Annotated in this window: 12 protein-coding genes; 2 read left to right on the top strand and 10 right to left on the bottom strand. The window is 43.2% G+C overall.

The genetic code is table 11. The features are described from left to right. Positions 1 to 31: 31 nt before the first annotated feature. From AC23N5_RS18925 to AC23N5_RS18915, 3 genes are read right to left on the bottom strand one after another with little or no spacing between them, the layout of a single operon-like run. Positions 32 to 652: a hypothetical protein gene (locus tag AC23N5_RS18925; protein WP_487756790.1), complete on the bottom strand. Its 621-nt coding sequence runs from the start codon at positions 650 to 652 to the stop codon at positions 32 to 34. Between the two features lie 7 nt (positions 653 to 659). Continuing rightward, entirely contained in the window at positions 660 to 1481 is an 822-nt protein-coding gene (locus AC23N5_RS18920) for a DUF4249 domain-containing protein (protein WP_487756789.1), read from the bottom strand. Then, entirely contained in the window at positions 1478 to 3904 is a 2427-nt protein-coding gene (locus tag AC23N5_RS18915) for a TonB-dependent receptor (protein ID WP_487756788.1), read from the bottom strand. The genes AC23N5_RS18920 and AC23N5_RS18915 overlap by 4 nt, the downstream gene beginning before the upstream one ends. Before the next feature lie 325 nt (positions 3905 to 4229). Here AC23N5_RS18915 and AC23N5_RS18910 point away from each other — a divergent pair, with 325 nt between their 5' ends. Then, positions 4230 to 5594, top strand: coding sequence for a putative oxidoreductase C-terminal domain-containing protein (locus AC23N5_RS18910; RefSeq protein WP_487756787.1), 1365 nt, complete (start codon positions 4230 to 4232; stop codon positions 5592 to 5594). Positions 5595 to 5775: 181 nt separating this feature from the next. On the opposite strand, the gene AC23N5_RS18905 is transcribed toward AC23N5_RS18910, so the two are convergent. After that, the gene (locus tag AC23N5_RS18905) at positions 5776 to 6147 is read right to left on the bottom strand and encodes a DUF3127 domain-containing protein (protein WP_183974633.1); all 372 of its coding nucleotides are present in this window, start codon (positions 6145 to 6147) and stop codon (positions 5776 to 5778) included. A 492-nt stretch (positions 6148 to 6639) separates the two neighbouring features. After that, the gene (gene hisB / locus AC23N5_RS18900; protein WP_487756786.1) at positions 6640 to 7761 is read right to left on the bottom strand and encodes a bifunctional histidinol-phosphatase/imidazoleglycerol-phosphate dehydratase HisB; all 1122 of its coding nucleotides are present in this window, start codon (positions 7759 to 7761) and stop codon (positions 6640 to 6642) included. A gap of 92 nt (positions 7762 to 7853) precedes the next feature. Here hisB and AC23N5_RS18895 point away from each other — a divergent pair, with 92 nt between their 5' ends. After that, positions 7854 to 9200: an amidohydrolase gene (locus AC23N5_RS18895; protein WP_487756785.1), complete on the top strand. Its 1347-nt coding sequence runs from the start codon at positions 7854 to 7856 to the stop codon at positions 9198 to 9200. 135 nt (positions 9201 to 9335) lie between these two features. Here AC23N5_RS18895 and rimO read toward each other — a convergent pair whose 3' ends face one another. From rimO to AC23N5_RS18870, 5 genes are all read right to left on the bottom strand, one after another. Beyond that, positions 9336 to 10643 carry a 30S ribosomal protein S12 methylthiotransferase RimO gene (rimO, locus tag AC23N5_RS18890; protein WP_183974638.1) on the bottom strand — a complete coding sequence of 436 codons (1308 nt, stop codon included), beginning with the start codon at positions 10641 to 10643 and terminating at the stop codon, positions 9336 to 9338. A gap of 166 nt (positions 10644 to 10809) precedes the next feature. Continuing rightward, positions 10810 to 11457: a hypothetical protein gene (locus AC23N5_RS18885; protein WP_487756784.1), complete on the bottom strand. Its 648-nt coding sequence runs from the start codon at positions 11455 to 11457 to the stop codon at positions 10810 to 10812. A 51-nt stretch (positions 11458 to 11508) separates the two neighbouring features. Further along, entirely contained in the window at positions 11509 to 12432 is a 924-nt protein-coding gene (locus tag AC23N5_RS18880; protein WP_487756783.1) for a TIGR01777 family oxidoreductase, read from the bottom strand. Further along, positions 12429 to 12995 carry a hypothetical protein gene (locus AC23N5_RS18875; RefSeq protein ID WP_487756782.1) on the bottom strand — a complete coding sequence of 189 codons (567 nt, stop codon included), beginning with the start codon at positions 12993 to 12995 and terminating at the stop codon, positions 12429 to 12431. Before AC23N5_RS18875 ends, AC23N5_RS18880 begins: the two co-directional genes overlap by 4 nt. 97 nt (positions 12996 to 13092) lie before the next feature. Then, positions 13093 to 13599 (bottom strand): GbsR/MarR family transcriptional regulator, encoded by a 507-nt coding sequence (locus AC23N5_RS18870; RefSeq protein WP_122933308.1) that lies wholly within the window; start codon positions 13597 to 13599, stop codon positions 13093 to 13095. Positions 13600 to 13611: the final 12 nt, after the last annotated feature.

The following is a 13611-nucleotide window of genomic DNA, read 5'->3' as shown; positions in this document are numbered from 1 at the left end:
GCGCGGGCGGAAACGCCCGTGCTGCCATAACTCACTTACTTTTTCCAAACAATTTAAAACCAAGGGTTATCCCCGCCGTTTTACCCATAAAAAGATGCTTCCCGTCAACTGGGTCTGAAAAAGATATCTGATGATAAGGAGAAAAACCTTGTTGATAAAATGCTTCGAGTCGAAAACGTTTGTACTGATACCCTAGACGAACATCTGCTCCCCACTCTGATGCCTGCGTTCCATCCCCACCTATTACCTTTTTGCTCAACAACACAGCTGCCCTAGGCCCCACGGTCATGTAGATATTTTTATAAGTACCTCCTACCCGACCCGACAATCCCAGGTAATTGAATGTATTTACGGCAACAACCTTCGTTTTATCAGTGGGGTCTCCGTACTGATTTTGTCTCTGTTGAAAATCGAGGTCTGTCTCTATAAATAACCACTTATTGATAGGAAAGGTGGCCCATGTTCCCACTTGAAATCCCTCTGACGGTTGTATGCCAACGAGCCGAAAATTACTAGGCTTATTCTTTACATCAGTAAACATTCTATTCCCTCCTACTTTCACACCAAAAGCAGGATGAGTCCCAATCTGCCCGTGACTTTTAACGGCAAAAACAAGTAAAAAGGCAAGTGTAACATTAAGTGTTTTTTTCATGACTTTATTATTTAAGAGTAATTGTAAGCGTATCTATTGCACAAGCTCCTACAAATCCATAGCCGTTTGATATATTATTTTTAATAGGAGAAATGTCAGCAAAAGCATCTTCATTAAAGGAATCGTACTCGTTCAATGAGTAATAATAATTATACGTATCTTTTGTCAAGTGGTAAAGATAAACTCTTATTTTATCTGCTTTTATACGTTGACTATTAAGGCCTTCTTTGAATAAGAACTGTCGAAGTTCAATTTCTTTTTCTTTGGATTCAAAATCAGTATCAGTTAATATATTTCTAAAAGGTATCCGATAAATGTGGTCGCTTATAAAAGGAATACCATTAGCTTCTGCCACAATTTTGTAAGCATAGTAATCTTCACCATCAATATCTTTGAAGTGCATCAAAATAGTTGCTTCAGATTTATCTTTATTATAGGATAAATTTGCGCTAGTAATGGGCACAAAAACTGGCAAAGGTTCAAGCAAAGCAGATGCAATCCCCAGACTATTGTGCAATATTTCAAGTGTATAATTGCTGCTATACTCCCTTTTTATTTTAGAAGTGTATAAACCATCCTCTTTCGATAACTCCTCTATTTTTTCACCGTTTTTGTAAAGGCTTGCCGTTACCTCTAAAAGAGAAGAAGTCTGTGAGGGTTCAAGCACAGGTGCCGTTTTTGAAACAAAAACCCCCATTCCTAAATTTGAAACAACACCATTTACCACCAGTCGTTCAGGGACAGTAGGTAAAGTAACTGTCCTTGTTGAAACAACCTCACATGAAGCCAACCAACCAATGCTAAAAATAAAAAAAAGCAATCGTCTCATTTGAATTTGTAAGCAATATTGATTGATGGAAGAATAGGGAATATAGCTACTGATTTAATAACTTTTTTTCGGTCAATGGGTTGATTCTGGGCATTTCTAATCACTTCTTCAGAAGGATACATTCGATAAGCATTAGACCGATTGTAGGCATTAAAAACAGTTGCATTAACTTCTATATAACGTTCTCTTTTCAATAAATATTGTTTAGTAAATGAAATATCCAAACGATGGTAATCAGGGAATTTCCCATCGTTTATTTTATCATATACCACATATTCTGGCACTAATGGATTTCCCAAAACTCGGCCAACTGGCAAATCATAACGCTGCCCCGTGTAATACATCCATAAAAAAGAGAGTTGAGTTGTTTTATTTATTTTAAAAACCCCATTAATGTTTAAAATATGACGTCGGTCGTACAGATGATTAAACCAATCTCCATTGTTCCAATTCTCAAACCTTCTCTTATTCCATGATAACGTATAATTTAAACTTGCAGTCCATCTTCGATAGTTTTTCTCAAGAGCCAACTCTAATCCATACGATTTCCCTTTCCCGTTCGACAATGTATTTTTCTCCCACTGATAGTATAAATACTCGTTTCCGTAATAGTCGTTGTACATACTCAAGTTTTGCATTTGTTTGAAGTAAGCCCCAATGCTATATTTCAAAATACTAGCTGACTGAGACCAACTTGCCGTATATTGCCAAGACGATTGAGGGCCTATTTGGGAAGTTGATGGTACCCAAATAACCTTATCCGTCAACCCACCCGTTTTCATCAACGCATGATTGTATTGCATCATTCGCGTAGCACTTAGCTGAACGTTAGCCTTGGATAGGTTATAATTAAATGAAAAGCGAGGTTCCAGCCCATGATAGCTCGATTGTTGGGTTCGAAAATAGGAGAATCTACCTCCTATAGTTAGCTGCGCGGCGGAAGAAATAGCCAAAGAGTAATTTCCAAATGTTGCCCCCTCCCAAGCCCAAGACGTAGGTTCTTTAATTAGTAATGAGTCATCATTTAAACTTTGTCTTCGATATGAAATAGGTGTATAATGATGCCTAATGAGATCACTTCCAATTTTAATTTTACTTTTATCACTCAACGACCAATCAGCCAATACATTGGCCGAAATGTCCTTTACTTGACCCGTACTATGCTTAAAATTTTCACTTATTTTTGTTCGTATTGTTTCTGGTAGTATCCACGGCTGAGGTTGTGAAATAGTTACCTTATAGCTGGCGCCGCCTTCATTGTATCGAAATGCGTATTGAGTCAAATGTATTCCAGTTTGGAGAAACAAGCGGTTCCCTAAAATATGATACGACCTAACTGATGCCAATTGATTGGTTAAACGGCGAATATTTTGATCATAATTAGTTCCGTTAAAAGAGTTTTGCAGCGATTCATAATTATCAACACCTCGATAGTAGCTAAAGAACAACTTATGTTTTTGATTAAAAGCATGGTTTATTTTAAAATTAATATCATAAAAATTATACCCTAAAAAATTACCTTCTTGGTGATTTAATATTTCTTGCTTTTTATTTTTATTAAACAGATTCAAATAGGCGCTTCTTCCTGTCAATAGTAAAGATGTTTTATCTTTTTTAATCGGCCCTTCCAGAGAGAACTTTGCAGTGATTAATCCTACATCTATTTTTCCTTGCCATCGGTTTTTATCTCCTTCTCTAAATATCACATCAGTAACGGAAGACAACCTCCCTCCGAATTCAACTGGAAATTCCCCCTTGTAAAAATTAACCCGCTGAATTGCGTCTGCGTTAAACAATGATAAGAAATTAAATAAGTGCCCTGTGCTATAAATTGGTGCTCCATCCAAATAAAATAAGTTTTGGTCATTTGCTCCACCCCGTACATTGATGCCCGACGACAATTCGCTTCCCGCCGAAACGCCAGGTAAAGTACCAATAGCTTTTATAATGTCTTTTTCTCCACCGATGTTAGGGAGTTGGTTTAGTCTTGAAGGAGAAATACTAACAAGGTTGGGACTAGACGCTGGTTGGTAGCTGGTTTTCACTTCTACTTCCTGTAAAGTATATCGCTTTAAACGGACAATCAATAAAGTATCTTTACTGATTGTGACTTGATAAGGCTCATACCCCACTTGGGAAAACAAAACCTGCGTCGCTTCTCTTTCAATCGTTAACTGAAAATAACCGTGCTGATTAGTGGTTTCATGCCATTTTTTTGATGCACTTGAAACCGTAACAGAAACCAATGCAAGCGGCTCGCTTGTTTCAGCTTCTGTTACGGTTCCTTTGACTGTTATTTTTTGAGTATAGGCAGTGAAAACCAAACTAATTCCCGCCAAAATCATGATTATTTGTTTGGCGATTTTTCTTACAATTTTACTATTCCCATTTAAGGAAGTAACAGCAAAGGATTTTAGTAACATGGCATGTATAATTAGTACCTACTTTTCTTGTTTGTACCAAATCAGAAGTTCAACAGATACAGCCCGCTCCGCTCAGTGGGTTGGGACATAGCTCTGACGAACAGCTTTTTTGGTGTGGCTGTTAACGTTGTTCATCAGAAAGTAGGGCTGCATGCTTGGGCATACGTTGGGCCAAATATAACGAATCATCTCTGTAACTAACAACTAAAACAATTTATAAATTTACTCAACCAGTTACACTGCCTCGCCATAGCAAGAAGCCGTCAGAAGTAAGTAAATTTGTGGCCACAAACGCTTATTCCTTAAAAAATCACCCACAAATTCTATGAAGAATCGCCTTCTAGGCTGCTTATTAGCTGCAAGTAGTTTAACCCTCCCCAGCATGGGACAACAAGCCAAAAAGCCCATCAGCCTCATCGTGCTTGAGCCTGGGCACTTTCATGCCGCACTGGTACAAAATACCCGCTACGACAACGTCAACCCCGTCGTGCACGTGTATGCCACCAAAGGCCCCGATGTAGAGGCGTACCTCGATAAAATTAAAAAGTACAACACCCGCTCCGACGACCCGACGCAGTGGGACGAGAAAGTCTATACGGGCACTGACTTTTTCCAGAAGATGTTGAGCGAAAAAGCAGGTAATTTGGTGGTTTTGGCAGGAAATAACCAAAAGAAAACCGACTACATCAAAAAATCGGTGGACGCAGGACTAAACGTGTTGGCCGATAAACCTATGGCCATTGACGCCGCTGGTTTTTCGTTACTGCAAGAAGCTTTTGCCCAAGCCAAAAAGAAAAACGTATTGCTCTACGACATCATGACGGAGCGCTACGAAATCAGCAATGCCCTTCAACGCGAGCTTGCGCTGGTGCCCGCCATTTTTGGTACACTCCAAAAAGGCACCCCCCAAGACCCTGCCGTGACCAAAGAGAGCGTTCACCACTTTTTCAAGTACGTTTCGGGCGAGCCGCTGATTCGTCCATCATGGTTTTTTGACGTAAAACAACAAGGGGAAGGCGTAGTGGACGTGACGACCCACTTGGTGGATTTGATTCAATGGAGCTGTTTTCCCAACCAAATCATTGACTACAAAAAAGACATCAAGCTCCTCAATGCGACTCACAGCGCCACGACCATGACGCCTGAGCAATTTAAGCTCGTCACCAAAAATGACACCTACCCCGATTATTTGAAAAAAGACGTCAAAGGAAAAAATCTTGAAGTGTATGCCAACGGTCAGATTGACTACACCCTCAAGGGCGTGCACGCACGTGCATCGGTGATTTGGAACTTCCAAGCGCCACAAGGCACGGGCGATACGCACTATTCAATTATGAAGGGAAGTAAAGCGAATCTGATTATACGTCAGGGCAAGGAGCAGAATTTTAAGCCTGTGTTGTACATTGAAGCCCTTAGCAATACGCCAGCGTACGAAAAAGTAGTGGCCGAAGCGTTCAAAAAAGTACAGACAACGTACCCAGGCATCGAACTCAAGAAAAACGACAAAGGCTGGGAAGTAGTGATTCCGAAGAAATATGACATTGGCCACGAAGCGCACTTCTCACAAGTAGCGAAGAAATACATGGACTTTTTGAAGGCTGGAAAACTGCCCGAGTGGGAAGTTCCTAACATGATTTCGAAGTATTATACCACCACGCAAGCCCTTAAAATGGCACAAAGCAAAAAATAAGTAAATGGGCAAATTTGCAAATGGGGCAAAACAGCAAAATTTGCTAAATGTCTTGTCCTAGCCTAAGTTGACAATTCTGTGCTGAGGGTTGCTCACAACCCGATTGCTAGTGTCGAATTGAGAATGCAGAGTGTCGAATAAGAAAAACCATTCGACACTCTGCATTCGACCCTCGACATTCCTAAAATGGTAAATTATCTTCCTCGCTGGCTTCAAAGGTGGTAGGTAGCGATGTAGTAGGACGGGTGCTTCCGCCAAAACTTGCCTCTTCGCTTGCGCCACCGCCGCCGCTCATTGAATCAATTTTCCACGCTTTTACGTCGGTGTACCAGCGGCCGTTGTATTCGCGGCTTTCGATGTCAAACGACACATTTACTTCATTACCTACTTTCAAGGCGCCTTCGTTGATTTTATCACCCCATGCCGAGATACACACTTTTTTGGGGTATTGGCCGTCGGTTTCAATGACAAAATCTTGTTTTTTCCACGTCCCATTTTTACCCTCGCCTGTTTGCAAAGGCAATAGTTGGAGTACTCTTCCTTTGATGTCCATAGTCCGTTATTCGTTTTATTGTTGATATTCGATGATTCATTTGTGGTTGTGAGCAACCACAGTCACATTATTCATTTGTAGTTGTGCGCAACCACAGGCACTTTTGCCCTTCTGACTACCTTCTCAACAAAAAGTTACATGGGTTATCAGAAGTGCTAGATACAAAAATGCGAGCTACTGATGTTCCTCAATAGCTCGCGTTTGAAATTGATGTATCGAAGACGATGAGCTTACGCTCATGCGTTTTGATTAATCTTCTTTGAAATATTTTGTGTATTTACGCTCGTTTTTCTCTAAAAGGCCTCCTACCCAAAACGCAACGCCTAACAATACTGCATAAAATATGAGGGTACCGATGGTTCTTAAGTCCATTATGATTCGTAATTTATTGTGTAAAACCTTATTTTAAAGATAGTACAAAAGTAATAGCATTCGGCATTTAGACCCAAAAAAACTGGTGTTTTTTTGTAAAATTATCCGAATGCTTTCTTGCTAAAGTACTCCCTTGGTCGATGGCAAAACATCCAGCGCTTTTAAATCACGTTTTACCGCCATTTTAATCGCTTTGGCCCATCCTTTAAAAATCGCTTCAATTTTATGATGTTCGTTGCTTCCTTCGCACTTGATGTTGAGATTGCACTGAGCCGTATCCGAAAACGATTTGAAAAAATGGTAAAACATTTCGGTTGGCATTTCTCCGATTTTTTCCCGCTTAAAATCAGCATCCCACACCAACCACGGACGACCCGAAAAGTCGATAGCTACTTGGGCCAATGCCTCGTCCATCGGCAACAAAAAACCATAACGACTAATACCTCGTTTGTCGCCCAATGCCTTGCGGTAGGCTTCTCCCAACGCCAAAGCGGTATCTTCGATGGTATGGTGCTCGTCGATGTGCAAATCGCCCACCACCGAAATCGTTAAATCGGCCCCTGAGTGTTTGGCAAGCTGGTCGAGCATGTGGTCAAAGAACCCAAGTCCTGTGTTCATTTCTGACTTACCTGTACCATCGAGGTTGAGCTCAATTTTAATTTGAGTTTCTTTCGTCACTCGCTCTACCGAAGCCGTGCGGGCAGGCAAGCGAAGGTGTTCATAGATGACATCCCAATCGGTACTTACAAGCGAGATGGCATTGGCCAATTCGGGAGCAAGGTCGGCGGGGAGTTCGTTGGCAATATAAATGGCTTTACATCCCATATTAACCGCCAATTGCACGTCAGTCAGGCGGTCGCCCAGCACGTAGCTGTTTGCCAAATCGTACGAACCATTAAAATACTCCGTCAACAAAGCCGTGCCAGGTTTACGCGTGGGGGCGTTTTCGTGCGGGAAGGTACGATCCACGTGAATCGCCTGAAACGTCACGCCTTCGCCTTCGAGGACTTGGAGCATTTTATTTTGGGCAGGCCAAAACGTATCTTCAGGAAAAGAGTCCGTTCCTAAGCCATCTTGGTTGGTTACCATCACAAAACCAAAATCGGTTTCTTCGGCCAAACGGCGAAGATTTGAGATGGATTTGGGCAAAAAGGCCAATTTTTCTAGGGAATCTACCTGAAAATCGACGGGTGGTTCAACGATAATAGTTCCGTCGCGGTCTATGAAGAGAAGTTTTTGCATCAGTTTTCGATTTTGAACCGCGAATATCGAACATCCAAGGGCGTTTTTTGTTAAATTGCTCAAAATTTTTCCTAACGACAAACTAAAATCCGATGAAAAAACCTCTCCTAAGTGGTGCATTGTTAGCTCTGAGCCTTGGCACAGGATACGCGCAAAGTGCCCTCAAGCCCGTCATCAACCAAGCGTCTGACGCTATCGAAAGCAAGGTAATTGCGTGGCGTCGCGATTTCCACGAGCACCCAGAGCTTGGCAACCAAGAATTTAGAACGGCTAAGATCGTGGCGGAGCACCTCCGTAAATTAGGCTATGAAGTAAAAGAAAAAGTAGCCGTTACGGGCGTAATTGGGGTATTGAAAGGTGGAAAACCTGGCCCAGTAGTAGCCCTCCGCGCCGACATGGACGGCCTGCCTGTGACGGAACGCGTGGATATTCCCTTCAAATCGAACGTGGTGACGGAGTTCAACAACCAAAAAACGGGCGTCATGCACGCTTGCGGTCACGATAGCCACGTCGCTATTTTGATGGGGGTTGCTGAGGTATTGGCGTCGATGCAAAAAGACTTAGCAGGAACGGTTAAGCTTATTTTCCAACCTGCCGAAGAAGGTGTTTATACAGGCGGGAATTTTGGTGCGAATCGAATGGTGGAAGAAGGCGCATTGGACAACCCAAAAGTGGATGCTATTTTTGGACTTCATATCAATTCTCAAACCGAAGTAGGCAAAATCCGCTACCGTCCAGGAGCGACCATGGCGGCCGTTGACCAGTTGACCATCAAACTAAAAGGAAAACAAACCCACGGCGCCAACCCTTGGTCGGGTGTTGACCCTATTGTTACGGCTTCTCAGGTAGTGATGGGTTTACAAACCATCGTAAGTCGCAACGTTGATATTACGGAAAACCCTGCGGTAGTTACGGTAGGCGCGATTCACGGCGGTATTCGCTACAACATCATTCCCGAATCGCTCGAAATGATTGGTACCATTCGTACCTTCGGCGATGATCAGCAGGCGCTTGTTCACCGTCGCATCAAAGAAATCTCTACCAATATTGCCGAAAGCGCAGGCGCAAAAGCCGACGTTGAAATCGGAATTGGCTACCCAGCGACGGTCAACGACCCCGCACTTACCGATAAAATGATTCCGACGTTGGAGGCATTGGCAGGCAAAGACAACGTTCTTCTTTCGCCCGTTGCTACTGGTGCTGAAGACTTTAGCTACTTCCAAAAGAAAATTCCTGGGTTCTTCTTCTTCTTGGGGGGAATGGCCAAAGGCAAAAGTCCCTATGACGTAGCGCCACACCACACGCCAGATTTTTATCTCGATGAAAGCGGGTTTACGTTAGGTGTAAAGTCGCTTAGCCACTTGGTGGTAGATTATATGGAGATGAACTCAAAAGCGGCAGCTTCAAGCACTACCAAAGGGAAGAAAGCGACGAAATAACGTGGGTAACCACATAGTTCAGATAGTTTTTTTTCACATAGTAAACATAGCATACAGCCGCATTAGCCGTTCGATATGTTTACTATGTGAAAACCCTACTGTGCTCTATGTGTTTTAGAAATGAAGATACCCGATTTAGACCAATTGCCCGTACAAGTCAAACTCTTCGGCGTTGTTGATTTTCACGTTGGCAAAGTCCCCTACTCGAACGTACTGTTCGGCCGAAATTAATACTTCATTATCTACTTCGGGGGAATCAAATTCGGTACGGCCAATGAAATAACCACCTTCTTTACGGTCGAACAACACCTTGTACGTATTGCCTATTTTTGCTTGGTTCAACGACCACGAAATGTCTTGCTGCACCGCCATGATGTCGTCGGTACGTTGTTGTTTTACGTCGGCAGGCACGTCGTCGGGCATGGTAAACGAATGCGTCTGGTCTTCGTGCGAGTAGGCAAACACACCCAAGCGATCGAAACGGGTACGCTCGACAAACTCAAGGGTTTCTTCAAACATTTCTTCCGTTTCCCCTGGATGCCCTGCAATGAGGGTCGTACGCAGCGCAATGCCTGGTACTTTATCCCGAATGGTCTTGATGAGGTCTTCGGTTTTTTCGCGCGTGATACCACGACGCATGAGTTTCAGCATTTCGGTGCTACCACTTTGAAGCGGCATGTCCAAATACTTACAAATGTTGGAACGCTCGCGCATCACATCCAACACATCTAGCGGAAAACCCGACGGGTACGCGTATTGCAAACGAATCCAGTCGATGCCTTCTACATCGGCTAGGTGGTTGAGTAGCTCCGACAAATTGCGTTTTTTGTAAATATCCAACCCGTAGTAGGTCAAATCTTGGGCAATCAAAATCAACTCTTTCGTGCCACGACGCGCCAATGATTTCGCCTCGGTCACCAGCTCATCAATCGAACGGGACACGTGGCCTCCGCGCATCAACGGAATCGCGCAAAAACTACAAGGGCGATCGCAGCCTTCTGCGATTTTGAGGTAGGCATAGTGCGCGGGCGTCGTCAATAAACGCTCTCCAACGAGTTCTTGTTTGTAGTCGGCTTTGAGGGTTTTGAGCAAACGAGGGAGCTCATTCGTTCCAAACCACGCATCTACGGTAGGGATTTCAACCGCCAATTCGTCCTTATAACGATGTGACAAACAACCCGTTACATATACTTTATCCACTAACCCTGCTTCTTTGGCATCGGCATAGCGAAGAATGGTATCCACCGATTCTTGTTTGGCGTTGTCGATAAACCCACACGTATTGACAATCACGATATTGGCATCGTCTTTTTGCGACTCGTGGGTCACGTTGTAGCCGTTGCCTTTGAGTTGGGTAAAGATATTTTCGCTATCCACCAAGTTTTTACTACAACCCAGTGTCACGATATTGACTTTGTTTCGTTTGGTTCCTTTGGTTTTCATTGATTCAGAGAATGGAGGCAGGCTTCATGAGTCACAAGAAAAAAACAGATACTCAACTTATTATGCCTCTACGTAATACTGTAATTTGAGCCACAAAGTTCGGCAACTGAATCGGAAGCACCAAAATTGATGACGGATTTAGGGGTTATTGTACTGCAAACTATCTCTAAACAGCTGGCGCGTACAAGCAGCGGTCTTGCCGACGAGGCGTTAACTTTTTGACTTTGGTGGGTTTGGACTGCCTATCGGGTTTTACGCTCAAGTTCCAATAAAGACCCAACGAGGCAAAAGAACCAACGGGTCGTTTGAATGGAACAGCGACTTCTTTGAATTGGATAAAATGATTTCTTAAATAAGAGGCTTGCAGGGACACCCGCGTCGAGATTCGGTAGCGAGTCCCTAGGCCATACATAACGCCTGCGGATTCGTCATGAACCTCAAAAGCCGAAAAATTGCCATTTCGCCCACCTTGATCTAATTCCAAATAGACGCGCCACCTTTTTTTGCCCGTTCCTAGCCGCATGCCCATAAGTATAGCAGAGTCTTCAAAGTCATTTTCTAAGCATCGTGCATGAAGAAAAACTTCTGCAAAATGTCCTTCTATGGATTCAAAGTGCAACCCAAGGTTGGCATTGACTTGCCCCCGTGGCGTCCACGCATCAACTTGAGTTGAACCGTAGCGAATGGCCTGCGATTTCTGAAAAATGGGGGCGGCATAGCTCATTTCGGCTTGCCAATAGCTGGTGTTTGGGTATTGTGCCAAAGTTTCCTTGCCCAGAAGATACGCAAGCGTAAAGAAATAGAAGGTTCTCATGTCATAGCCGTTATAATGATAAAACGGCTACTGTTATGATTTATTTCTTTTTTAGTTTTTGTTTGTTAATAGGTGGTGGCAAGTATGTTCAAAAGTTTCAAACTCAAAGTTAAAACCTTCATTCATCAAACGATTTGGTAACACCCAACGGCTTTTTAAAACGAGTTCCGCTTCTGTTTTTTTCAACCATGTGCCTATTTTCAGCATCCAGTCTGTACTCGGCAACCCAATTGAAACGTGGAGCGTCCGCCGCAAAATAGACATCATTTCACCGTTAGAAATCGGGGTAGGAGCGACGACATTATAAATTCCTTCGGCTGTACTGTTTTTAATAAACCAATGAACTGCACGAGCAAAATCTTTCTCATGAAGCCAGCTAACCATTTGTTTTCCAGTTCCCATTTTTCCGCCTAACCCCCACTTCGTTAACCCTACTAACTCAGGAAAAACTCCCCCAGTTGTCCCTAAAACAAGGGCTGTCCGTAGGAGAATTTTTCTGGTAGTAGGCAATTGGAACGCGCTACAAGTAGTTTCCCAAAGTTTGCAGACTTCTACCGAAAAGCCTGCCCCTACCTCCCCTCTTATTTCATCCATAGGACGATCTTCGGCATGGCGATAAATTGTAGCCGACGATGAATTAAGCCAAACCTTGGGTGGACATTCACATAATTCCAGCGCTTGTCCCAAAACCAACGTCGATAATTGACGAGAAGTAAAAATATCGAGTTTATTTTGGGCATCATAACGGCAGTTGACACTTCGCCCACTCAAATTAATCAAAGCTTCTGCCCCTTCTAATTCTTGCGTCCACTCTCCCAGTGTTTTCCCATCCCACTTTACCCATCTAATTTGAGCGAACTGTTGGTCACTATCTGTACGGGCTAAAACGACACACTGATACCCTTTTAAGACGAAGTAATTTGTAAGAACTTGACCTAAATAGCCCGTTCCTCCAGCAATCACTATTTTTTTCATAGTCCATAACGGGTTTGAGTAGCGAGATGTATTCCTAGGGCGGTGATGCCATTGGAGATAATTCCAAGCACGGGAATGATAAACCAAAGCACATATTCTTGCTTGAGGGTAAAAGGCAAAATGAATTTGCCGCCCACTAGAACCCCTATCCAGACCGCCGCTGCAATAAGATTGGCGGCTGACCAATAGCCAAAGCGCCAAGAAGGAAATAACTTAAAGAAAACCCACTCATTGAAGCACTGGAATAGGTAGTACGTTCCGAACAAGATAAAAAGGAGATAGTCATCGTATTGGTTTGTCCACATCTTATCCACCATCACCACAATAAGCAGACCTGTTACCAGCAAGGTCACTAAATTCAGTAGCCATAACGTCATTGGTTTTTGTTTTTTATGAAAACTCTCCAATGCGACCCATTGTCCAGCGACCAAAAACAAAGGAAAAGGCATCATCATTAATAACCAACTTGCATAATAGGCGCCGATGGGCAATAACGCCCACAACCAAAACCATTTTTTGCGAAACGCCGAACGGATGTCTGGCGCTTGGGGCGGAAGGTTCATGACACGATTCATCCTTTTGTATATTTAGATATTTCAGAAATTATTGAAATTTAAAACCCAATAAATAGGCACCTAAGTGCCCGTTTGTTCGCCATTATTAGCGCAATAACTTGATTAGCGTCCCTAAGATTAAGCTTTCTTCCGCCTTCATTGCAGCATCCAACGCCCCATCTGCTAAGTTTACCACTCGACTGATGCTTTCGATGGTCGCATGGAATGTTTCTGAATCGGCATCACCCGCCCGAACAGGGACACCCCGAAGCTCTTCTAATAACTTAATCACAGGCTCAATCTCTCTTCTTCGACGTTCTTTTGCTACTTGTTTAGCTACTTTCCAAGCGTCTTTTTCGGCAAAAAAGTACTCTTTACGCTCTCCAGGACGTAATTCTTTAAAAACCAATCCCCAATCCATCAAATCCCGTAAGTTCATGCTTACATTTCCACGAGAAATCTGAAGCTGCGCCATCAAGTCTTCGGTCGTGAGCGGATTAGGAGAAATCATCAATAACGCGTGAATCTGCGCCATCGTACGATTAATTCCCCATTGGGTCGCTAATGTTCCCCATGCCTGAACAAAGCGGTCTTTTGCCTCTTGTAATTCCATAGCCAAAAGTAA

The sequence above is a fragment of the Runella sp. R5_40 genome (genome assembly GCF_057652295.1).
This window is presented reverse-complemented; position numbering and strand designations above follow the sequence as displayed.

Excerpts from the sequence above, each read along its gene's own strand:
- AC23N5_RS18895 (WP_487756785.1), top strand. The coding sequence starts at position 7,854 with ATGAAAAAACCTCTCCTAAGTGGTGCATTGTTAGCTCTGAGCCTTGGC.
- AC23N5_RS18910 (WP_487756787.1), top strand. The coding sequence starts at position 4,230 with ATGAAGAATCGCCTTCTAGGCTGCTTATTAGCTGCAAGTAGTTTAACC.
- AC23N5_RS18880 (WP_487756783.1), bottom strand. The coding sequence starts at position 12,432 with ATGAAAAAAATAGTGATTGCTGGAGGAACGGGCTATTTAGGTCAAGTT.
- AC23N5_RS18920 (WP_487756789.1), bottom strand. The coding sequence starts at position 1,481 with ATGAGACGATTGCTTTTTTTTATTTTTAGCATTGGTTGGTTGGCTTCA.
- rimO (WP_183974638.1), bottom strand. The coding sequence starts at position 10,643 with ATGAAAACCAAAGGAACCAAACGAAACAAAGTCAATATCGTGACACTG.
- AC23N5_RS18905 (WP_183974633.1), bottom strand. The coding sequence starts at position 6,147 with ATGGACATCAAAGGAAGAGTACTCCAACTATTGCCTTTGCAAACAGGC.
- AC23N5_RS18870 (WP_122933308.1), bottom strand. The coding sequence starts at position 13,599 with ATGGAATTACAAGAGGCAAAAGACCGCTTTGTTCAGGCATGGGGAACA.
- AC23N5_RS18875 (WP_487756782.1), bottom strand. The coding sequence starts at position 12,995 with ATGAACCTTCCGCCCCAAGCGCCAGACATCCGTTCGGCGTTTCGCAAA.
- hisB (WP_487756786.1), bottom strand. The coding sequence starts at position 7,761 with ATGCAAAAACTTCTCTTCATAGACCGCGACGGAACTATTATCGTTGAA.
- AC23N5_RS18885 (WP_487756784.1), bottom strand. The coding sequence starts at position 11,457 with ATGAGAACCTTCTATTTCTTTACGCTTGCGTATCTTCTGGGCAAGGAA.
- AC23N5_RS18915 (WP_487756788.1), bottom strand. The coding sequence starts at position 3,904 with ATGTTACTAAAATCCTTTGCTGTTACTTCCTTAAATGGGAATAGTAAA.
- AC23N5_RS18925 (WP_487756790.1), bottom strand. The coding sequence starts at position 652 with ATGAAAAAAACACTTAATGTTACACTTGCCTTTTTACTTGTTTTTGCC.